Below are 21,785 nucleotides of genomic sequence, written 5' to 3' on the forward strand. Positions count from 1 at the left end.
TTATTTTTTTGCCGGCATACGCATTGGCGCGCCGGCCCCCGAATTGTGCTTCTTGCCGCGTGCGCTACCTGTGGTCGAAGCCACGCACGCGGTACCGGCTGCTTACTTCGCCACGGGCAATACCGGCCGCATTTCGAACACCTTCAGCTTCGTGTCCGGCGCACGGCCCTTGCGAGCGCGCTTGCCGATATGCGCTGCGAGCGCCGCACCGCTCAGCGTTTCTTCATACGCCTTGCCGCCACGACCGGTGCCGAGCAGCACCACACCCGCCTTGCCGATCGCCAACGCCTGAGTGAGCGGTTCCTTGTCGTCGAGCGCCATCAGTGTGACGCCGCGGCCGCCGCCCGAAAGCGTCTTCATCTCGTCGAGGCCGAACGCCAGCAAACGGCCGCCACCCGACAGACACGCGACGTGGGTCGCATCCGGCAGCATCGGCATCGGCACGAGCGGCGCCGCGCCCTCGTCGATGGTCATGAAGGACTTGCCGGCCTTCACGCGGCTCACCATGTCGCCGACCTTGGCGATAAAACCGAAGCCATTGCTCGATGCCAGCAGCAAGGCCTGATCCGCGGGCGCGGCATAGTAGTGCATCAGGTGGCTGCCCGACTCCAGCTCGATCAACGACGTGACCGGCACGCCGTCGCCGCGACCGCCCGGCAGCAGCGCCACCGCGACCGAATAGACGCGCCCGTTGCTGCCCCACGCAACCAGCGTGTCGGGCGTGCGGCACTGGAACGCCGCGTAAAGCCCGTCACTCGCCTTGAAGGTGAAGCCGGCCGGATCGAGCCCATGACCCTTCAGCGCCCGCACCCAACCTTTCTGCGACATCACCACCGTCACCGGCTCGTCGACCACACGGGCTTCGAACGTGGCACGCTTTTCCTGCTGGATCAGCGTGCGGCGCTCGTCGCCGTATTGCTTCGCGTCGCCTTCGATTTCCTTGATGAGCAGTCGTTTCATGGCCGATTCGCTGCCGAGCAGTTCTTCGAGCTTGGCCTTTTCGTCGCGCAGTTCCGCCAGTTCCTTCTCGATCTTGATTTTTTCCAGCCGCGCCAGCTGGCGCAGACGGATTTCAAGGATGTCTTCAGCCTGGCGATCCGACAGGCCAAAGGCCTTCATCAGCGCCGGCTTCGGCTCGTCGGATTCGCGGATGATGCGGATGACTTCGTCGATATTCAAAAAGACGATCATCCGGCCTTCGAGGATGTGAATCCGGTCGTTGACCTTGGAAAGACGATGTTGCGTACGACGCGTGACCGTGGCCTTGCGGAACGCGATCCATTCTTCGAGGATGTCGCGCAGGCTCTTCTGGCATGGCCGGCCGTCGCCGCCGACCATGACGAGATTGAGCGAGGCGTTCGACTCGAGGCTGGTGTGAGCGAGAAGCGTGTTGACAAATTCGGTCTGATCGATGCGGCTCGATTTCGGTTCGAACACGAGGCGCACCGGCGCATCGCGGCCCGATTCATCGCGCACCGCGTCGAGCAGCGCGAGCATGGTCTGCTTCGTCTGCAGCTGTTCGGGCGTGAGCGTCTTCTTGCCGAGCTTGATTTTCGGATTGGTCTGCTCTTCGATTTCCTCTAGCACCTTCTGCGCAGCCGTGTTCGGCGGCAGTTCGGTGATGACCAGTTGCCACTGGCCGCGCGCGAGGTCTTCGATCTTCCAGCGCGCGCGCACCTTCAGGGTGCCGCGACCGCTTTCGTATGCCGCCGCTATTTCCGCTTCGCTCGAAATGATCTGGCCGCCGCCCGGAAAATCCGGACCCGAGATGTGCTGCAACAACTCGGCGTGCTGGATCTTCTCGTTGCGGATCATCGCCACCGCCGCCGCGGCGACTTCGCGCAGGTTATGCGATGGGATTTCCGTGGCGAGACCCACCGCGATGCCCGAAGCGCCGTTCAGCAGCACAAACGGCAAACGCGCGGGCAGTTGCCGCGGTTCCTGTTCAGAGCCGTCGTAGTTGGCCATGAAGTCGACCGTTCCCTGGTCGATCTCATCCAGCAGCAGCTTGGCAATGGGCGTCAAACGTGCTTCGGTGTAGCGCATCGCCGCGGCGCCGTCGCCGTCGCGCGAACCGAAGTTACCCTGCCCGTCGATCAACGGGTAGCGCATCGAAAAGTCCTGCGCGAGACGCACCAGCGCGTCGTACGCCGACTGGTCGCCGTGCGGGTGATACTTACCGAGCACGTCGCCGACCACGCGCGCCGACTTGACCGGCTTCGCGTTGTCGGAGAGGCCCATGTCGTTCATCGCGAACAGGATGCGCCGCTGCACCGGCTTCTGGCCGTCGCAGACGTCCGGCAGCGCGCGGCCCTTGACGACGCTCACCGCGTAGTCGAGATAGGCGCGTTCGGCGTAATTGCCAAGCGTCAGCGAGTCGCCGGGAGCCGGCGCCACGGTGAAAAGATCAGGCGTGTTGTCGTCCATCTAGATTCCGATTCCGTATGTGGCGTGAAATGACACTGTGCGAGCAGGCCCAGAACGGGCGCTCAGCTCAGATATCCGCTTCCACTTCGTTACCCTTTTCTTCGAGCCAGCTGCGCCGCGAGGCCGCTTCGCCCTTGCCCATCAGCATGGTCATGCGTGCGACGGTGGCGTCGTAGTCGAGCTCGCCCAGTGCGACCGGCGACAGACGCCGCGTGTCCGGGTTCATGGTCGTGTCCCACAACTGCTCCGCGCTCATTTCACCAAGACCCTTGAAGCGGCTGATGGACCACTGCGTTTCGCGCACACCGTCCTTGCGCAGCTTGTCGAGGATCGCTTCGAGTTCGCCCTCGTCGAGCGCGTACAGCTTCTGCGCGGGCTTCTTGCCGCGTGCCGGAGCATCGACCCGGAACAGCGGCGGACGCGCCACGCACACATGACCCCGTTCGATCAGTTGCGGAAAATGCTTGAAGAACAGTGTCAGCAGCAATACCTGGATGTGCGAACCGTCAACGTCTGCATCCGAGAGAATGCAGATCTTGCCGTAGCGCAGGTTGGACAGATCGATGTGGTCGTCGGGACTGTGCGGATCGACCCCGATCGCCACCGAAATATCGTGCACTTCGTTGTTGGCGAAGAGCCGGTCACGCTCGGTTTCCCAGGTGTTCAGCACCTTGCCGCGCAGCGGCAGGATGGCCTGATACTCCTTGTCGCGGCCCATCTTGGCGGAGCCGCCGGCCGAATCGCCTTCGACGAGGAACAGTTCGTTGCGCGCGATATCCGTGGATTCGCAGTCGGTCAGCTTGCCCGGCAGGACGGCCACGCCCGAGCTCTTGCGCTTCTCCACTTTCTGACCGGCGCGCGTGCGGGCTTGCGCCTGCTTGATGACGAGGTCCGCGAGCTTCTTGCCATGCTCGACGTGCTGGTTGAGCCACAACTCGAGCGACGGGCGCGTGAACGACGACACCAGTTTCACGGCGTCACGGCTATTCAGACGCTCCTTGATCTGCCCTTGAAACTGCGGATCGAGCACTTTTGCCGACAGCACGAACGAGACGCGCGCAAATACGTCTTCCGCGAGCAGCTTGACGCCCTTCGGCTGCAGATTGTGCAGCTCGACAAAGCTCTTCACCGCCTGGAACAGACCGTCGCGCAGACCGGATTCGTGCGTGCCGCCTGCGGGCGTCGGAATCAGGTTGACGTAGGACTCGCGCGTGAGCGAACCCTCTTCGCTCCAGGCGACCACCCAGGCCGCGCCCTCGCCTTCCGCAAAGGTTTCTTCATTCGAGCGCGAGCTCTCGGCGTAACGTTCGCCTTCGAAGAGCGGAATCAGCAGGTCGCTGCCGTTCATGCCTTCGAGCAGATAGCCGCGCAGGCCGTCTTCATACTTCCAGGTTTGGCTCTCGCCGGTTTTCTCGTTGACGAGCGTGACTTCGACACCCGGCAACAGCACCGCCTTCGAACGCAGCAACCGCTGCAGTTCGCCGAGCGGCAGGTTCGGCGAATCGAAGTATTTCGGATTGGCCCACGCCGTGACGCGCGTGCCGGATTTCTTCTCGCCTTTGGCCGCCGGGCGCACTTGCAGCTGTCTGGCGACATCGCCGTTGGCAAAGCCCAGTTCGGCGACCTTGCCGTCGCGCCAGACGGTGACGTCGAGCTGCGAGGACAGCGCGTTGGTGACCGACACACCGACGCCGTGCAGACCGCCCGAGAACGTGTAGGCGCCGCCGGCAGCCTTGTCGAACTTGCCGCCCGCGTGCAGGCGGGTGAAGACGATTTCGACGACCGGCACGCCCTCTTCGGGATGCATGCCGAAGGGAATGCCCCGGCCGTCGTCTTCGACCGACACCGACTGGTCCGCGTGCAGCGTGACCGTGATCTGCCGGCCGTAGCCGCCGAGGGCTTCGTCCGACGCGTTGTCGATGACTTCCTGAATGATGTGCAGCGGATTCTCGGTGCGGGTGTACATGCCGGGCCGTTGCTTGACCGGCTCCAGGCCCTTCAACACCTTGATCGACGCTTCGCTATACGCAGCGTTTGGCTTTTTCGTAGACATGGTTGACTCGGGTCCGACGGTTCATCGTTGTCCACAGGTCCTGTTCATAGGCCTGTGGACAATGCGTTGAGTGTTCAAAAAAAGCGAAACGAAACAATGGGGTGGGTGGGGTGCCCGCGCGGCGGGCAAGCTTTTTTCTGGCCTGGCTTGCCTTCGGTACGCCCGACGTCCGCTCGATGCCGGTTCGCCAGCTTGAGCGCCGGCGGCGAACGCCGAAGGCAGCCTGTTCGCGGGGTATTTTACTGATTTCGATACGGGGGGCAATTTCCTGAATGTCCGATTGGCTGTTTGGTGGATGGCAAACCGGCCGATCGAGACGGGTTGCAACGGCCTTGAACAGCGCACATAGATAATCTGAATTCCCCCGAAGCCATTGCCGGAGCTGGAATGAGACCGTCTGAAGCGCTTAGCGCCCATCGCGCTGAAGTCAGGAAGATCGTTGCCGACAATCATGCCATCAATGTGCGCGTGTTCGGTTCCGCCGTTCGCGGAAGACCGGGACGATAGCGATCTCGATCTGCTCGTCGACCCAACACCCGAAACGACGTTACTAGATATCGCCCGTATTCAAAGCCGCCTGCAAAGGCTCCTTGGCGTTTCGGTTGACGTGCTCACACCCCAAGCACGTCCCGAGTCGTTCCGCGCCCGCGTCGTTGCCGAAGCGGTGCCCGTGTGAAAAAGAGCGATTTGCGGGTGATCGACTACATCGACCCCATGCTCAACGCCGTCGAGCATATCGGGCGTTACACACAGGGTATGACCGATTCAGCATTTCTGGTCGACGGGTTGGTCCAGGATGCGGTCATTCGAAATCTGGAAATCGTCGGCGAAGCGGCCCGCAACATCGAGCGTGATCACCCGGCATTCGCCGCTGCCCACCGACGTACCTTGGGAATGGAATGGGGGCGCACGGCCATTCAGACCGCGCCCTCACCCGCATCACTTCCGCTTGCTCTCCAGCTCGTCCCACCGTTCCATCGCCGCGAGCAGCTCTTCGTCGATCGCCGCGTAGCGTGCCGTCAGCCGCGTGCCTTCCGCCGCGTCTTTCGCGAAAATCGAGCCGTCTTCGAGCTGCGCGCCGATCGTCTTCTGCTCGGCTTCGAGCGCGGCGATCTGCGCCGGCAGCGCGTCTAGTTCGCGTTGATCCTTGAACGACAGCTTGGCCGCGCGCTGCGTAGTGCGCCCCGCCGCTGCACCGCTGTCTTTCGGCGCCCCTTCTTTGCTCGCGTCTTTCTGCGCGTCCTGCGCCATCTGCTGTGAACGGTCGCGCTGGATCTGCCAGTCTGTAAAGCCGCCGACGTACTCGCGCCACTTGCCGCCGCCTTCCGAGGCGATCACCGAAGTCGCGACGTTGTCCAGAAACGCCCGATCGTGGCTCACCAGCAGGACCGTACCGTCGTACTCCGTAAGCAGTTCTTCCAGCAGTTCTAGCGTCGGGATATCGAGGTCGTTGGTCGGTTCGTCGAGCACCAGCACGTTGGCCGGACGCGCGAACAGGCGTGCCAGAAGCAGGCGGTTACGCTCGCCACCCGAGAGCGACTTGACCGGCGAACGCGCGCGTTCCGGGGCAAACAGGAAGTCGCCGAGATAGCTCATCACGTGCTTCTTCTGGCCGTTGACTTCGACCCACTCGCTGCCCGGGCTGATCGTATCCGCGAGGCTCTTTTCCAGATCCAGTTGCGCGCGCATCTGGTCGAAATACGCCACCTGCAGGTTGGTGCCGATCCGCACCGTGCCCGAGTCCGGCGGCAACTCGCCGAGAATCATTTTCAGCAGCGTGGTCTTACCTGCGCCATTCGGGCCGACGAAGCCGATCTTGTCGCCGCGCATGACCGTAGCCGTGAACGTGTCGACCACCGTGCGCGAACCGTAGCGCTTGGTCACGTCCGTCAATTCGGCGACGATCTTGCCGGACTTCTCGCCTTGTCCGACGTCGAGCTTGACGTTGCCCTGCACGTTGCGACGCTCGGCGCGCTCGTTGCGCATCTGCACGAGCCGCGCAATCCGCCCGACACTACGCGTGCGGCGCGCTTCCACGCCCTTGCGAATCCACACTTCTTCCTGCGCAAGCAGTTTGTCGAACTTGGCCGCTTCCACCTGCTCGATTTCAAGCTGCTGCGCCTTGCGAGTCTGGTAAGCACTGAAATTGCCGGGGTACGACAGCAGACGCCCGCGATCCAGTTCGACGATGCGCGTGGCGACGCGGTCGAGAAACGCGCGATCGTGCGTAATGAACAGCAGGCCCGCGCGCAGCGAGACCAGCAGATCTTCAAGCCAGCGGATACCGTCGAAGTCGAGGTGGTTGGTGGGCTCGTCCAGCAACAGCACGTCTGGCTGCACGACGAGTGCCCGCGCCAGCGCCACGCGCTTTTGCATACCGCCCGAGAGCGAACCGACTCGCGCCTCGCCGTTCAGGCCGATCTGCTGCAGCGTGGTAGCCACGCGCGTGCTCCAGTTCCAGGCGTCCGAATGGTCCAGCGCCGATTGCAGTGTATTCATGCGCGACATCAGCGCGTCGTGCTCGGCGCCTTCCGGCTCGTCCGCCAGCTGATTGGCGACCACGTCGTATTCGTCCAGCAGCGAGCGGGCATGAGTGAGGCCGGCCGCGACCGCGTCGAATACCGTGTCGTCCGTATCGAACTCCGGCTCCTGTGGCACGTAGACCGAAGTCAGACCCTGCTGGCGCGTGACCAGGCCGTCGTCAGGCTTGCTCAGATCGGCAACGATCTTCAGCAGCGACGACTTGCCCGCGCCATTGCGACCGATCAGCCCAACGCGTTCCCCCGCTTCGAGAGAGAAATCCGCGTGATCGAGCAACGCGACGTGACCGAACGCCAGTTGCGCCCCGGTAATGGTGTAAAGCGACATGGAGATTTGGAGGAGAAGACAGCAATGAGCCGGAACCGCTCATTGTACCGGGCGCGCGAGCGGATGGCCGGATGCCGGAAGATATAGGCAAATTGGCAGGTGCGCGATTGGAAGGCGGTCTCGCGGGCAATGGCGCAGTGGCGCGGCGAACGCAGGACGCCCGTCGGTGGCAGTGGCCGTGGCAGTGCCACAGCTGGTGCCGGTGCCCCGCACTGCAACTTCGCTGCCAATCAGCGCTTTGTCAAATTCCGGTAATATTGCGGGTCGCCGCGCGCCCCAAAAAGGGGCAGACTGCGCGGATTTTGAAGTGAACCGAACAAAGAGTGTGTCGTGAGCGAAGTCATTGTTGAGTACAAAAGCTGGGTCTGCCTGATTTGCGGCTGGATTTACAACGAAGAAGAAGGTCTGCCGGAAGACGGCATTGCTGCGGGTACGCGCTTCGCCGATATCCCGGAAGACTGGCGCTGCCCGTTGTGCGACGTGGGTAAGGCGGAATTCGCCGTCGTGGAGTTTTAAAACAGCCTCGCGGATGCCGACGCGCGCTGCTTCCGCAGCGCCCACCAACCTGCAACCGAACCTTGGACTTACAAGCTCGCACTTTCCTTGATCGCCTGCTCGATGATCGAAAGTCCCCTGTCGATCTCCGCCTCGGCGATCGTCAGCGGAGGCGCGAGGCGGAACACGTCGCCCATCCCCGGCAACTGAACAATATTCATGTGCAAGCCGAGCTCGAGGCAGCGCCGCGTGATGGCGGCCGAAAGCGCCGGCGCCGCGGATTTCGTCGCCCGGTCGCCGACGATTTCAACCCCGAGCATCAAACCGCGCCCACGCACGTCGCCGATAGATTCGAAGCGGCTTTGCAGCGTCTCCAGGCCCTCGCGCAAACGCTGGCCGATTTTGCCGGCACGTTCGACCAGGCCGTCCCGCTCGATGATCTCGATGACTTTGAGGCCGACGGCGGCTGGCATCGGATCCGAAACGTGCGTCGTATAGAAGAGAAACCCCCGTTCGTGCGCCTGCCGCTCGATGTCCTGCGTCGTCAGTACAGCGGCCAGCGGAAGCCCCGCGCCAAGCGTTTTGGACAAGGTCAGGAGATCGGGCACCACGCCGTCGCGCTCACACGCGAACATCGTTCCGGTGCGGCCCATGCCGGTTTGAGCTTCGTCCACGATCAATAGCATGCCGCGCTCGACGCACTTCGCCTGCAGGGCGCGCATATACCCTTGCGGCAGTTCGATCAGGCCACCCGAACTCAGGATCGGCTCGGCGATGAACGCGGCGAGACTGCCGCAAGACTGCCGGTCGATGAGATCGAACGCGTAGTCGAGTTCCGCGGCCCAGTCATAAACCCCGTTGCGTTCGAAGCGCGGCCGGTACGGATACGGCGCCGGAATCGCAAAAGATCCCACGGCGGCGGGGCCGTAGCCCTTGCGACCCGCGCTATAGGTAGCCGACGCCGCGCCGCCCGTCATGCCGTGCCATGATTGCGCAAAACTGACGACCTCGTGCCGGCCGGTGACGAGCCTGGCCATCTTGATTGCCGCTTCATTGGCTTCGCCACCGGTGCTCAGCAACAAGGAACGCTCGAGTCCCGCAGGGGCGATGCCTGCGAGGCGGGTCGCGAGGTCCACGACCGGGCGTGAGAGCATGCCGCTGAAAAGGTGGGTGAGATTGCGCGCACTCTCCGCGATGACTTCGGCGATTTCCGGATGCGAATGGCCGAGTACGGCGCTCATCTGTCCAGAGGTAAAGTCGAGGATCGCGCGGCCGGATGAATCGTAGACGTTGCTGCCGCTAGCCCGTTCAATGATGACGGGCGAGAATGTGCCACCGTAGCGGATCAGGTGCTGCTCGGCGTTTGACCAGAAATCCCGATCGGTTTGTGCTGACATGACTTGTGTCCAGGGTGAGGGTGGGCGTGCTGAAGATCAATGTAGGCGATCTGCGCCGTCGAGCAGAAACGAATAGTTGTGATGCCTCCCATTCGAAGAGTTGATGACCCCATGTTGCAGCTGGATTTCGATTTGCTCAGGACGTTCGTCGCGATTGCGGACACCGGTTCGCTCACGCGCGCGGCGGCGGAAGTGGGCCGCACCCAATCCGCGATCAGCATGCAATTGAAGAGGATCGAAGAGATCGTCGACGGTACGGTTCTGGTGCGGACCGCCCGCGGCGTGGAACTGACGTCACGCGGGAATCGACTCCTTGCGCACGCCCGCAGGTTGGTGCGGGCACACGACGAAGCGTTGCTCGACGTGACCGATCGTGGGCTCACCGGCTCGGTTCGGCTCGGCTGTCCGGAGGACTATTGCACCGGATTTCTGCCCGTCGTGTTGCGGGCGATCGCCGCGCAGCATCCGCGCGTCGCGCTGGAGGTCGTCTGCGCGCCAACGCCGCTGCTCGAGAAAATGCTCGATGCGCGGCGGGTCGACGTGGCGCTCGTCTCGCTTGCGCCGGAGGGGAACGTGGAACAGGTGATTCGCTGGGAAGATCTGGTGTGGATCGCCTCGCAAGATTTCTATCCGCCAAGCGAGGGTCCTCTGCAGATTGCGCTGTCGGTTCCTGAGACGCTGGATCATCAGGCTGCCCGGCGCGCGCTCGAAGCGGCCAACGTCAGCTATCGCGTGGCGTACGAGAGCGTCAGCAAGGACGGGTTGCTCGCTATCGTGCGGGCGGGGATTGCCGTCGCCGTGGTGACGCGCGGCGCCGTTCCCGCGGACTTGCGGATCATGCCGGTTGGGGAGCCGCTTCCGCCGCTTCCGCGCGTGGGGATTGCGGTGGCTTCGTATTCGGGAGCGGTCGATTCACTCGTTGTCGACAGTGTGAAGGCGCTGATGATTCGCACGTTGAAAACGATGTCGCCGGTTTTGTCGTGAGGTGATTCGGCTGGGTACGTGGAGAGCGATTTGCACATTGCCTTGCACGTCAAAACGCTGGGAGGGTTCTTGCGGTCGCTACCGCTTCCGTGGCGTTGATGCGGTCGCATGTTGCGCCGTGAAATACTTGGCCGCTTCCCGTAACGTCCGGTCTTTGACGCTCATCTGGTTTTGAACGGTTTTGCTATACTCTGCCCTCGCTGACGCGCTCCAATTCGCGAGCGGCTGACTGCCGACAGGATTCAGGTCGTCGCTTCTCGCCTCTCCAGGAGTGCGGGAATGCCAGATCCGGCGTCGCGGCTATAGGGTCATCCTGTAGCGAGAGTACGGCCGGGACGGCGGTAAACTAGCGTTGACAAGGTGCCACGGCGCTTCACTTAGGATGAAGCGGAAAAAGCCGGAAACGCCTTTGGGTCAAGGTTGAGGGACTGATTGAAATAGTGTCCGCCTGGCCCGTTGCAAGCTCTATCTCCCCGTAGTTCAATGGATAGAACAAGTGCCTCCTAAGCGCTAGATACAGGTTCGATTCCTGTCGGGGAGACGCCTACAGAGGCCGGTATCGGTCGACAAGCCCCGCCCCGTAAGGCTCCCAAGGTTTCCATGGGGTCCGTAGTGTACCAACCATCGTACCTACGGATGTACCAACCATGGCTCTCGTTCGCATCTCCCACACCATGTCCGTCAAGCTAACCCACCTGTGGCCCAGGTCCCCCACGGGTCCCTACTGGTTCAAGCGCAAGGTTCCAAAGGCGCTGGTCTCCGCTGTCGGTAAGACGTGGATTCAGTTCTCACTGGGGACCAGGGACCTGAGGGTTGCTTCACGGTTGATCACCGATCATGTCACCGAGCAAGACCGGCAATGGGCCGCGCTACTGGCTGGTCACAGCAAGCTGCTCAACCCTGCCCCGGGGGATGTAGACGCACAGGCTAACCAGCTACTGCGCCAGCACGGCATAGACCCCAAGGACCCTGCAGGGGCTGCGGAGGGCGCACGGTCGGCGCTCGAGAGTGTGCTGGATGCCCACCTACCGGACTACCTGCGAGAGGCCACGGAGGCCACGCCCCAGGAGCTAGACAGGCACCTGTCACCGGTCCACCGCGTAGCGCTCCAGGTCCTACAGGGCCGCAAGCCTTTCACCCTCACCAAGTGCATGGACGATTACATCGCTGCTCGACCATCAACCGAGAAGGATGCGCGGCTGGTGTTTGGCTATCTGCTCGCTTACCTTGGTGGTGACCGGGACATACGGAAGGTGCGCCGGTCTGACGTCAATGGCTTCGTGGCCTGGCTGCTCCAAGGGGGCCACGGGGCTGCGGGGCGCAAGGTGAGTACTACCACGGTAGGCCGGTATCTGGTTCCACTCCGTGCCGCCTATGCTCGGGCCATCAAGGAAGAGGAGTTCGGTGTGGGGAATGTGTTTGCGGGCGTGGAGGTTCCAGACCACGGGGCTGACGTCACGGAGCGGGAGTCCTTCACCGTCGATCAATACCGGCACCTCTACGCGGCGCTTGATCAATGGTCGGAGACTAAGGGCCTTGACCCGCTGCGCTGTGTCCTAACACTGGTCACTGAGACGGGCGCTAGGCTGGCTGAAGTGGTTGGCCTCGCTGCTGCTGACCTTGACCTTGCTGGCGCTATCCCGTCTATGACCATCCAGGCTCACCCGTGGCGGTCCCTGAAGACCCCAGGTAGCGCCAGGCAAGTCCCCTTGTCACCGAGGGCCGTGGAGGCTGCTAAGGTGGCGCTAGGGCTGCGCAAGGGGGCCTTGGAGTTATTCCCCGATCACGCCAGCAAGGTTGATTCAGTGAGCGCTACGCTGGTGAAGTGGGTTAGAACCCGTGAGGGGCTCCAGGGCTCCAAGCTCGGCAACCATAGCCTGCGCCATGGCATGAAAGACCGGCTGCGGGCTGTCGAATGTCCCGATTCGATCCAGGACGCGGTACTAGGCCATGTGACTCCGGGAGTGGGTGCTAGCTACGGTCAGGGATACCCGCTCAGTGTGATCGCGGAATGGGTCAGGAAAGCCCTTTCGGTGGTCTGAGTGCTTTGGTGGGGGTGACGGTCAGGTGACAATGCCGTTTAGAGGTCGTACCGCGTAGCGCCACAGGCTCCGTGAGGGCTTGCCTATACCCACGCCTAGGTAGGCCCTCGCCAGCCCGTCCTAGCTCTACCTGCAGACTTTGGGGAATGATCATTATCGATCACTCACACACCACCGAGGGACCAAAGGGACCCAGTGGACCCAAAGGACCTAAGGAGCCTTAGGGTAGTACATAAGATATACATAACTTATACCTTAGTACCTCCTTAGTACCTAAGAACCTAAGGTACTACTCCGTAGGAAAATAGCGGGGAAGGTCTCCCAAGTCAACAGGTCTGCCCAAATAGCTGAACCCCAATACCAGTAACCGATACAGCTATCATTGACGGTCAATCTAGAGTGGTCTACCTAAATCGGTCTATCGCTGGTCTAAAACAGTCAGGTATCCCAGGTATCCCAGTGGGTCCTATGCTGCCAGTTTGGCTTCGACCTGAGAGGCGATTGACGCCACATATGCGGGGTCGTTTTGGAGGCGCACAGGGACCACGGTCTTAGGGTGCCGCGTCGTGTGCTTCCATGTGTTGGCAAAGGTTGCGCGGGCTGCTCGGCCTCGCTCGATGTCCTTCTGTTTGATGCATACGGCGCACCCTGTGGTGCTCACGTAGTGCTCGGTTTCTTTGCTGCACTTTGCGCAGTGTGCCAAGAATCGGGCCGCGCCTTGCACCTTGGCCTCTTGGGCCATTGCTCGCTTGCTCATACCGTTCGGCCCAGTAGGATTCTGCGGTGTGTGTTGAGGGCGTAATCCCAGGATTCTGGCGAGTACTCCCCTGCTGCTTGAATGTCCCGTTTCACCATGCGCAGATAAAGGAGGTCTCTCGGGTGTACGCCCGTGGTCTCCGCTATGTCCGCGTCGGTGCAATCGGGGAGGTCTGCGACCGCCAGCCATGCGTGTGCTAACTGGTCGGCTGTGCTACGGCTTCGTGCTGGCTTTGCCATTATCGATACTCCGTTGATGTGTAAATGCCTCACCGAGGTCCTACTGTGTGGCTAGGATGGCTCGGCGGGGGTGTGGTAAGGGGTGAGTGTGGGTGGGGTGCGCCAACGGGTTCTAGCGCCACTGACACACCCGGGTACTGAAAGGCGATAGCCTGACGGCTACTGCTTACTTGCCGTAGGAAACCAAGGGCTGCAGGAAGTCCTTTGCATACTGTGCATGCTCGGGCGTGCTAGCACCCTTGACCACAGCATCCAACACCGCCTGCTTGGTCTCAGGGCTGGCGATACCGCCCAACTGGTGAGCGACCATGGCAAGCTGCGGCGTGGGTGCATTCTGGACGGCCGTATCGACCATCTTCTGATTGCGACTCACGGTTGCGCTGTAGCTCGCCGGGTTGCGGATCACCGCTGGTGCCGGGGCTGCTGCACCCATGGCTTCCGACAGTGCTGGCGAGCCTGAGTAGGCCGCTGCTGGTGCTGCCGTTTGGCCGATAACGCCCTGCTCCTTGAGGCCTCGGAGCCCGTTGGTCAGGCCATAGAACTGAGTCGGGTCCTGGACGCCACCGCTAGCCCGCATCTCGTTTGCAATCGGTCCCAAAGTCGGGTGATTGGCCAAGATTCGGAGGCCCTGATTAGCGTCTGCACTGGTCAGGTTCAAGCCTGATTGACCACCTTGGAGGAGGGTCTGGAACCCGCCACCAACCGGCATGCGAGTAGCTGCACGCAAGGTGTTGACCTGGGCCACTTGCGCCGCTGCCTGCTGTGCGGCCACTGCCTGCGCTGCTCGCTGTGCGGCACCTTGGGCCAAGGGGCTCTGCGCTGCCGTAGCCCGTGCTGCCTGTGATGCTGCCTGAGCTTGCTGGAACGCATTCAAACCCTGGGCCGTACCTGCTTGGAACTGTTGGGCCGCTTGCTGCCGTGCTGCCTGGGCTGCGATCTGGCCTTGCTGTACCGTAGCCTGTGCGGCCTGGGTCGTGGCTTGCGCCTGACGTGCTACCTGTGCTGCCTGGGCTTGCTGGGCCAACTGAGCCAAGGCCGTGGGTGCCTGGGCCCCTTGCTGGTCGAGGAAAGCACCAGCGTTCTGTGCTTGCTTCAGGGCCACCGTGGTCCCATCGACCGCACCACTACCACCCATAAGCTTGCGGATAGCGGGCTTGATGATGTAGCCCAAGGGGATACCATGACCTACGGTGGACCCAACACCATGGGCGATCACACGCGCTGGCGCTTTCCGTCAATGCGGCCGTATGCTTTCTTTGGGATCGCGTGGTCAATTGCAAAGCCTTCGGGGCGCTCGCTGTACAGTTGGCGCAGTGCGTCCCGCTCCACCACATACCATCCGTGCATGGTGCCGCCTGTGGCCTTGCGCCAGTCTGCCGCTCCACGCTTTTCGCCCTGGTGGTGTTGGGCTACTTCGCTGGTGGACCACTGGCGGCTGTACGCGTTGTGTGCTTCGCGCCCCTTGGGCGTTGCTCGCCATTGCTGGTGGTTATCGGCGTTGCACGCTACACACCGGGCGCTGCTCGATTGGTGCGGGCCTTCGCCGTGCTTCGTACAGACTGCCGTGAACTGGGTCAGACCTTGGGCCTTGGCGTCTGCTGCTGCTTGCTTCTTCGTGATTGCTTTGATGTTGGACATGGTGATTGTGTGAGTAGTGATTGTAGGTCGTCCCCTGTGCCTCTGACGGGCTCGTGGGACATGGTTGATGGGTGTGTATGTGTTTGATGCGCCAGCGGCTTGTAGCTACGCCTGCAGAGTTACTGTGCAGCGTTACCCGCCTGCTGTTCTGAGTCAGGGACTGGTACGGGGCCATTAGCCCACGGGTCCACTGCCTTGGCGTGCTGTGCTTCCTCGGTCTTGGCTTGGGCCAGGTAGCCTAGGGCCCGCTGGTGGGCTGCTTGCTGCTCTGCTGACGCTGCCGGTGCGCCAGCCTGGTACGCTTCCGACCGCTGTGCTGCTGCATAGTCATAGGCGGCTGACGCATGCTCTGCCCTGTACGCGGCCTCGTTGTGATTGAGTACCACCAGCCATAGACCACCGAGGAGGGCCACGGCCACGGTAACGACCGCGATGGTCTTCAGGGCCAAGCGCCAGCAAGCTACTATGACCATCAGGATTAGAAAGGCGAAGAGGATATGCATGGGGTGGTTCTCTGTAAGGCAGCAGCCTTTCGGGCTTCTGTGGCGTCAGGTGGTGAAGTGCAGAAGTTTACGCTGCTTGATTGTCGGTATACAAGCTGCTCTATGCCCGCTTGGCGGCTACTGCTGCGAGATACTGGGCGATGGGGTCTACGACTGGTGAGGCTAGCGCGACCGCTACCATGGTCTCAGCCATAGCGGCCTGTGCCTTGGCTGCTTTGCGCCTGGCCTTGGCTGCTCGCATGGACTCAGCGATGCACTGACGACAGTTGCCGTTACCGTGGGTGCTGTGGTGCGACTCGGGGCCGTGCTTCGGGCATGTGTGGAGGAACGTCTTGAGACCAGCGGCGCGGGCTGCTTGCTGCTTGGCTGCTTTGGTGCCTGGCTTGGCCCGGTTGCGTGGATAGGCGATCTTGAGGTCTGAGGGGTGCTTGGATTTCATGGTGAGTGGGTATCGATGGGTGTTCGGCTAAAAGGGTTCCCAGCGGCCAGTAGGGGCGCTAGGACTGTGTGTGTGGGTGTTCGGCTGTGCAAAGCCCCACTCCCATGATGTGGGGTGAGGCGTGATGTGCTACTGGGATGTAAAAGGACCCTGCTCGGACTGAGAGACACAAGCAAGGCGTAGCGCACCATGTCCAAGGCGCTACTGAAACTGTGAGGAGCGTAGAAGCTCGCTACTGGGGGTGAGGCGTGATAGTGGCGATACTGATTGCAGGGCGTACTGTGCGGCTACAACGGGCTGGTGGGTAGGGGCTGGTGCATGGGTAGCCTGAACCATCGCCATCGGCTCTAATCCCTACCTGCAAGGGGGTCCCTCGGGCTTGGAGCGCTGGTTGCCATGCCTTCTACACGGTGGTTACCAAGCCACCCTGCGCTACTCCTCGGGGCGCTAGGCCTCGCCGTGCCTGAGGGACCCTTGGGACCTAAGGAACCCAATGAAGACTGAAGTGAAAACCGGTAACAATACCTATCAACACCTAGCTAGGTCTTAAGTACATCCTTAGGACCCTAAGGCCCCCTTTATCCCCCAAGCTGGTCTATCGATAGGACGGGGTAATTCAATCTGGTCTAGAGCGATAGCTCGCTTGATCAAGTAGCGGTCTATCTATGGTAGACGTTGAGTGGGAGCCGTTGAATCCAAAGGGATTCCTTGGGCCGAGGCGCTGCTGCGCACCGCTTGGCCTTCTATGGCAGACGTTTGTCTGATCCCCTTGACTCGAAAGGGATTCCTTGGGGGCCATGGGGCTTGCTCTTCTAGGGTACGTCATAAATCAGGCCAATCGATCTGTCGAAAGCGATAGCGCGGGTTCGGGCTTCTCGTCGATAGTACGGCCTAAATGCGGGGCTCGTCTCTTCGATAGCAGTAGGTAAATGCGGGGGCTCTTCTTCGATAGTGCAACCTAATTCGAAACCCATGCCTGGTCTGACTACTATCAATCGGTCTAAGCCGATAGTGCCGTGTGTGTGTGGTCCTACAGTGTCCAAGCTGGCGCAGAGGTCTTCAGACCGATGGTCTTCAAGGCCGTGGGCCATGGGCGCTGCTCTTCGATAGTGTCAGGTAAATCACTGGCACTGCTCCTCTATGGTGTCGAGCTATCCGCGAGCGTTGAATACAAAGGACTTCAGCAGACGCTACAGACCGGGGGCCGCGTGGGTCCCTTCGTCGTACCGGTAGAGTAATAAACAGCGGTCTCTTTCGTAGGTGTTGACTATTAAAATCATAGGCGCTACTGACCCGCGCTCTATCAGTACGTAGAAACTGTAGGTGCTTGATTCGATGGGAACTCAGCGACCGCTACAGACTGAGGCCGCGAACGCCCCTCTATTAGTGTAAGAACGGCGTAGCTCACTGACAGGTCAGAGACCTTGGGGCGTCTCTTCGATAGCAGTAGGTAATTCACTCTGGCCTTGCTCTATCAGTAGGCAAAAACTGTAGGTGCTTGATTCTGTGGCTGTTCAGCGACCACTACAGACCAGGGCCATAGGCGCTCGTCTATTAGTAGGCATCCGGCGTAGACCGCTGACGTGTCAGGGACCTTAGGGCGCGGTCTTCTACAGTAGTCATAACCCGGGTGGCCCTAACAGGGAAGACGCAGTCTGACGACTTTGGGGAAAAGATTTTCTCCTCACCAGCACCCCCTCTGTTCTATAGGAAGGTTTTGATGGCAAGCCTTGATTCTAAACAGGAATCAAAAAGGGCATGGGTTAAGTGTGATACTGCTCACAATCCACCCACTCTCGAGTGATGCTTTGCTGGTGCCTAGCCGGTTGTGAGTGGAAGTGTGTTTCCGGGTCCTAGCGCCAAGTAGCGGCAAGCCACCCAGCTACGCTGCCTCTCAGCATGGGGCCTTGGGCGCTCAGGTCTTCTATAGGAAGCAAGTTGGGAATGTCGTTGATTACACAGCAAGTAAACAGGCGCTACAGAAGCCTTCAAGAGCGCTGGTCTGCACAGGGCCTTGGGGCCTTGGGCGCTGCTGCGCACCGCTTGGGTCCTCAATAGGCAGCATTGAGTGGCGAGCGTTGATTTCAAAGCAATTCAGCAAGCACTACATACCCTTGGGCCGCTGGGTCTCTTATAGGACGCATTTTGACGCTACCTATCACCGATACAAATCCGATAGCACCAGCTATGGGCCTTCCCTCTATGAGTGTATGAACGGCGTAGGCCCCGCACAGCAAGGCGCACAGCGATAGGTGAGAGTGAGGGCAATTCTCTACTCACTGCAAGCGTGGCTACAACGGGCTGGCGATCCTTGGGTAGGCCCTCGTATACCCGAGGCCTCAGGAACGCCATGGCGCTACGCTGTAGCCCCTGCAATCGCTATTGTGGTGAGGGGCGTAGGGGTCCAAGGGGCTTGGGGCTCGAGATTCTTTGCAAAAGATACAATCTTCCAACCCAGGGCAACCATTTTTTCCATCGTATGCGATCTATCTCACATGGTGGAATGTCCCTGAGGCGCTGGTGAGGCTTAACTGTATCGTATGCGATCTATTTCACATGGTGGGATAGCCCTAAGGCCCCACAGACTCTTGTAACACTTACGCGCCATGCTCCTGCACCGGGTACTTATTGCAATCGCATACGATCGATCTCGGTATTAGAGCCGCAAAGCGGCGACGTGGCCTTGCCACTAGATCGGCCATCTAGTGTGACCCCAGGCCCCGCTTGGCTTTCCGTACTGCCCACTTGACCGCCCTGTGGGCGACGTAGAGGAGGATTGCTTGACCGAGGATGTAGCCGATTGTGGTTGTGCCGTTCATGTTCGTTACTCGCTGTGTGTGTGTGTGGTGTGCCGCTTCTCAGACCATGGTGTATTCGACATCGACCCACGACTCACGATCACACCGCCGCGCTGCCCTAGCTCGGATGCGTGCCGCTATGGGGTCCCGTTCCAGCGTGGCCTGTAGCTCTGCCCGCTCGGTGGCGTAGGCGCTCAGGCGCTCTACGGTGATCGTGGTGGTTCTGTAGGCGCGGCTTGTGAAGCTCGGTTCAATGCGGTCCATGCTCGCTACTTGGTGGTGGTGGTGGTGATCGGTGAGGCCCCTAGGCTACCAGGGACCCCGAGGGTTTACAACGCCCGCTTACGCTGCTACTCGGGGGAATTGACGGCGGGCGCGGCTAACGGTGGCTTCTGAGACCCCAAGGGCCTCTGCTGCCTTAGCGATGCTGCCAAGCTCCCACGACCGGGCTGCAATGGCTTGTGCATCGTGTTGGACCGGACGACCGAGGGACGTTGCGCCCTTCTGAGTCTTGCCCGTGGTTGCAATGTCGATCTTGGCCTTAGCGCGGCCTGCGTCCGTGCGTTCGATAATCCGGTTGCGTTCCATCTGCGCCAACTGCGCCAGCAAGGTCAGGACCAACACACCGGCATCACCCACGATAGGACCGAGGCCGTGTACGTCCACAATCACGCCCTTAGCCATGAGGTCCCGTACGGTCGTTTGCACGTCGATAGAGTCGCGGCCAAGGCGGTCTACGGCGTACACACACAGCGTGTCACCTTCACGGAGGTAGCTGGCGCATGCTTGGAACCCCGGGCGCTCAAGGGCCGCTACCGTCCCGCTCACTCCGTGGTCGCTGAATTCCTTGTCAAACGATCCACCCAGCGTGTGGCGTTGGGATTCGATGGACTGGTCACGGGTCGAGACGCGGAAGTAAGCGATACGGGCCATGGTGTTTCTCCTGCGGGGTTGTCATAAGTTAGAGCGGATTGTGACAGGTCTATCAGAACTCGTCAATAGGACTTATGACAGTATCTGCAGGGTAGCCGACAGGGGCTGTCAGTACTTACCACTTCTGACAGTAGCTGCAAGGGTGTGCGCCGCACTTAGCACGGGGGGCCCCCGACCGTCAAGCACGGCGGTGCTGTATCGGAATTACTACAGTGTGATCGATCGGCATGCACTCCCGCTTTACTTGCTCGGTGCGTTCGTGCTAGCAGATCGCGTTGGATTTTCAAAACGATAGACGAATCCGCTGGGGGGAAAGACCGGTACTTAAACACCCGGCACACCCACTTCGCAAATTGAGGACTAAAGCGACCGGTGGTTGTCGTTGTTGAGACTTCGTCAGTGGGGGAGCCCCGCCCCAATTTTCTAAGGACCCGAAAGCTGATTGTCAGTTTCCAGAATTCCCCTAGAGCCCTGCAGCGGAAGGGGGGGTGCCTTGCTGGAAACCCCTGACCCCCCTGGGGGCCGCCCTGTGTTTCCTCAAGTGATGTGCCCCTATTAATATGACGCTGGCAGGGTCGGGCGCTGGCCGGTGTACCAACGGGCGACCCCTGACTGTACCAACGGGCCGATGTGAGTCCTTAGACCCTCAGACCTTGACCAGGGCTGTAGGCCTTGATACGCTTGGGCTTCAGGGCTACGGACCACCACGGGCCTGAGGAGCAAAACAGGGACCAACATTCCTGTCGGGGGGACCAGACAACCCAGGTTCAGGAACTGATCTCCCAACGTCCACCCCGCACCTCGTCGATTGCCCGACACGCGTCCCATACTGTCCTCCCTCGCTTCACATCCCCGCACAGCCACCGCCCCGCACACCAGCCGAGGCAAACCACTGCCCCGATCTTTCACCCGCCTCAGCCTCTCCGCACCTCCGCACCTCCGCACCTCGTGCTAAATTCCACCTCGCCTTCGCGCACGCGTCACTAAAACAGACGGATAAAAGCAATGGAGCGGTTTTTCATGACGCGCGGCAGCGCCGTGACGTACTTGCTGGAGCAACGTCGCGCGTGGTTTGCAAAGATCTCAGCCACAGCAACTGGCGATATAGAAACGGAGTCGCACGAACTGCAGTTGCTCGACCGCCTGATCCTCGACGTCCGCGCGGGCCGGGTTCATACCTTCGAGCTGACCCACCCCAAAGCCCTCGCCATCTTCGTCACCGGCTAACGCGCCGCCAAGGTCCGCTTTAACCACTCCGCAACCGCATCCAGCGTTTCCACGCCCTGTGCAAACCGTGCAACCTGGCTCGGTGTCACCGGGAAGTTATGCCCCATATCCGGTGCATGCAGATGAGTCACCGCCACGCCCGCCGCTGTCAACTTGGCGGCGTACGCGATTCCCTCGTCGCGCAATACATCGTAGTGAGCGGTGGTGACCAGCGTTGGCGGCAAGGCAGGCACGTCATGCAGCCGCAGAGGCGAGACGCTCGGATCGTCCGCCGAAACGCCCGGCGCATACAGTTCCCAGAACCAGCGCATCAGATCCGCTTCGAGTCCGTAGCCGGTTGCATTCTCCGCGTACGACGCATGCTCCGCACCCGGATGATCCGTCACGGGATAAAGCAGCAACAGCGCACCCAATGCACGCGCCTTCGCGGGCGCATCGGCACAAAGCCGATTCGCGGTCACCGCAGCCAGATTCGCGCCGGCACTATCCCCACCCAGCGCAAGCCGCGCTACATCGCCGCCGAACGCCTGCGCGTGCTCAAGCGCCCAGGCAAAAGCCGCCAGCGTATCGTCCAATGCCTCCGGATAAGGATGTTCCGGCGCGAGCCGATACTCGACCGAGACGATCATCACGCCGGCCGCCTCGCACAGCAAACGGCAGAACGGATCGACCGTCGCCACTGCGCCGATCACCCACCCGCCCCCATGCGTGTACACCAGCACCGGCCAAGGCGTCGCTCCATCGCCCTTGGGCAAATAAACCCGCCCCCCCAGACCCGCGGCAATCTCGACATCATGCGTCTCGACACCATTGGGCAAGCCGGCAATCGACGCACGGCTTTCCAGCGCACGCATCATTGCGCTGCGTGCGGTATGCACCCGTTCCTCATTCGTCGTAGCCGCAGGCAACGCGCCCGTGGTCACCGCCTGCTCATCCAGGAAACGACGTACCGCTGCGTCAAACGGCTTACGTTCTGTCATAGGGA

Annotated in this window: 13 protein-coding genes, 1 tRNA gene and 1 pseudogene; 6 read left to right on the forward strand and 9 right to left on the reverse strand. The window is 61.2% G+C overall.

The genetic code is table 11. From position 1 onward, the window contains the following. Nucleotides 1-102 precede the first annotated feature (102 nt). Together parC and P3T43_RS16450 are read right to left on the reverse strand one after the other, a co-directional pair. On the reverse strand, nucleotides 103-2,427 hold the full coding sequence (gene parC, locus P3T43_RS16445) for a DNA topoisomerase IV subunit A (protein WP_429282088.1): 2,325 nt from the start codon (nucleotides 2,425-2,427) through the stop codon (nucleotides 103-105). 67 nt (nucleotides 2,428-2,494) lie between these two features. After that, nucleotides 2,495-4,480, reverse strand: a complete 1,986-nt coding sequence (locus P3T43_RS16450; protein WP_429282089.1) for a DNA topoisomerase IV subunit B — start codon at nucleotides 4,478-4,480, stop codon at nucleotides 2,495-2,497. A 387-nt stretch (nucleotides 4,481-4,867) separates the two neighbouring features. On the opposite strand from P3T43_RS16450, the pseudogene P3T43_RS16455 reads away from it, so the two are divergent. Continuing rightward, nucleotides 4,868-5,156 (forward strand): annotated as a pseudogene (locus tag P3T43_RS16455) (nucleotidyltransferase family protein). Nucleotides 5,157-5,419: 263 nt separating this feature from the next. Here P3T43_RS16455 and P3T43_RS16460 read toward each other — a convergent pair. Continuing rightward, a complete protein-coding gene (locus P3T43_RS16460) occupies nucleotides 5,420-7,348 on the reverse strand; it encodes an ATP-binding cassette domain-containing protein (protein WP_429282090.1) in 1,929 nt (642 codons plus the stop codon). A gap of 330 nt (nucleotides 7,349-7,678) precedes the next feature. Here P3T43_RS16460 and P3T43_RS16465 point away from each other — a divergent pair, with 330 nt between their 5' ends. Then, on the forward strand, nucleotides 7,679-7,864 hold the full coding sequence (locus tag P3T43_RS16465; RefSeq protein ID WP_074266166.1) for a rubredoxin: 186 nt from the start codon (nucleotides 7,679-7,681) through the stop codon (nucleotides 7,862-7,864). Between the two features lie 68 nt (nucleotides 7,865-7,932). Here the strand turns inward: P3T43_RS16465 and P3T43_RS16470 are convergent, their stop codons facing one another. Next, a complete protein-coding gene (locus P3T43_RS16470; protein WP_429282091.1) occupies nucleotides 7,933-9,240 on the reverse strand; it encodes an aspartate aminotransferase family protein in 1,308 nt (435 codons plus the stop codon). Between the two features lie 111 nt (nucleotides 9,241-9,351). Between P3T43_RS16470 and P3T43_RS16475 the strand changes: the two genes are divergently transcribed. The 3 genes from P3T43_RS16475 (at nucleotide 9,352) to P3T43_RS16485 (ending at nucleotide 12,266) form a co-directional block, all read left to right on the forward strand. After that, nucleotides 9,352-10,224, forward strand: a complete 873-nt coding sequence (locus P3T43_RS16475; protein WP_429282092.1) for a LysR family transcriptional regulator — start codon at nucleotides 9,352-9,354, stop codon at nucleotides 10,222-10,224. Nucleotides 10,225-10,693: 469 nt separating this feature from the next. Then, a tRNA-Arg gene (locus tag P3T43_RS16480) sits at nucleotides 10,694-10,765 on the forward strand. 106 nt (nucleotides 10,766-10,871) lie between these two features. After that, nucleotides 10,872-12,266 (forward strand): DUF6538 domain-containing protein, encoded by a 1,395-nt coding sequence (locus P3T43_RS16485; RefSeq protein ID WP_429282093.1) that lies wholly within the window; start codon nucleotides 10,872-10,874, stop codon nucleotides 12,264-12,266. Nucleotides 12,267-13,428: 1,162 nt separating this feature from the next. Here the strand turns inward: P3T43_RS16485 and P3T43_RS16490 are convergent. The 4 genes from P3T43_RS16490 to P3T43_RS16505 form a co-directional block, all read right to left on the reverse strand. Further along, nucleotides 13,429-14,433 (reverse strand): hypothetical protein, encoded by a 1,005-nt coding sequence (locus P3T43_RS16490; protein ID WP_429282094.1) that lies wholly within the window; start codon nucleotides 14,431-14,433, stop codon nucleotides 13,429-13,431. 41 nt (nucleotides 14,434-14,474) lie between these two features. Next, nucleotides 14,475-14,900, reverse strand: coding sequence for a hypothetical protein (locus tag P3T43_RS16495; protein WP_429282095.1), 426 nt, complete (start codon nucleotides 14,898-14,900; stop codon nucleotides 14,475-14,477). Nucleotides 14,901-15,019: 119 nt separating this feature from the next. After that, nucleotides 15,020-15,403, reverse strand: coding sequence for a hypothetical protein (locus P3T43_RS16500; protein WP_429282096.1), 384 nt, complete (start codon nucleotides 15,401-15,403; stop codon nucleotides 15,020-15,022). Nucleotides 15,404-18,982: 3,579 nt separating this feature from the next. Continuing rightward, nucleotides 18,983-19,573 carry a recombinase family protein gene (locus P3T43_RS16505; protein ID WP_429282097.1) on the reverse strand — a complete coding sequence of 197 codons (591 nt, stop codon included), beginning with the start codon at nucleotides 19,571-19,573 and terminating at the stop codon, nucleotides 18,983-18,985. Between the two features lie 1,020 nt (nucleotides 19,574-20,593). Between P3T43_RS16505 and P3T43_RS16510 the strand changes: the two genes are divergently transcribed. Further along, the gene (locus P3T43_RS16510; protein WP_429282098.1) at nucleotides 20,594-20,800 is read left to right on the forward strand and encodes a hypothetical protein; all 207 of its coding nucleotides are present in this window, start codon (nucleotides 20,594-20,596) and stop codon (nucleotides 20,798-20,800) included. On the opposite strand, the gene P3T43_RS16515 is transcribed toward P3T43_RS16510, so the two are convergent. Beyond that, the gene (locus P3T43_RS16515; protein ID WP_429282099.1) at nucleotides 20,797-21,780 is read right to left on the reverse strand and encodes an alpha/beta hydrolase; all 984 of its coding nucleotides are present in this window, start codon (nucleotides 21,778-21,780) and stop codon (nucleotides 20,797-20,799) included. The two genes, P3T43_RS16510 and P3T43_RS16515, sit on opposite strands and share 4 nt — an antisense overlap. Nucleotides 21,781-21,785: the final 5 nt, after the last annotated feature.

The organism is Paraburkholderia sp. GAS41, assembly GCF_050436545.1.
Taxonomy (GTDB): domain Bacteria; phylum Pseudomonadota; class Gammaproteobacteria; order Burkholderiales; family Burkholderiaceae; genus Paraburkholderia.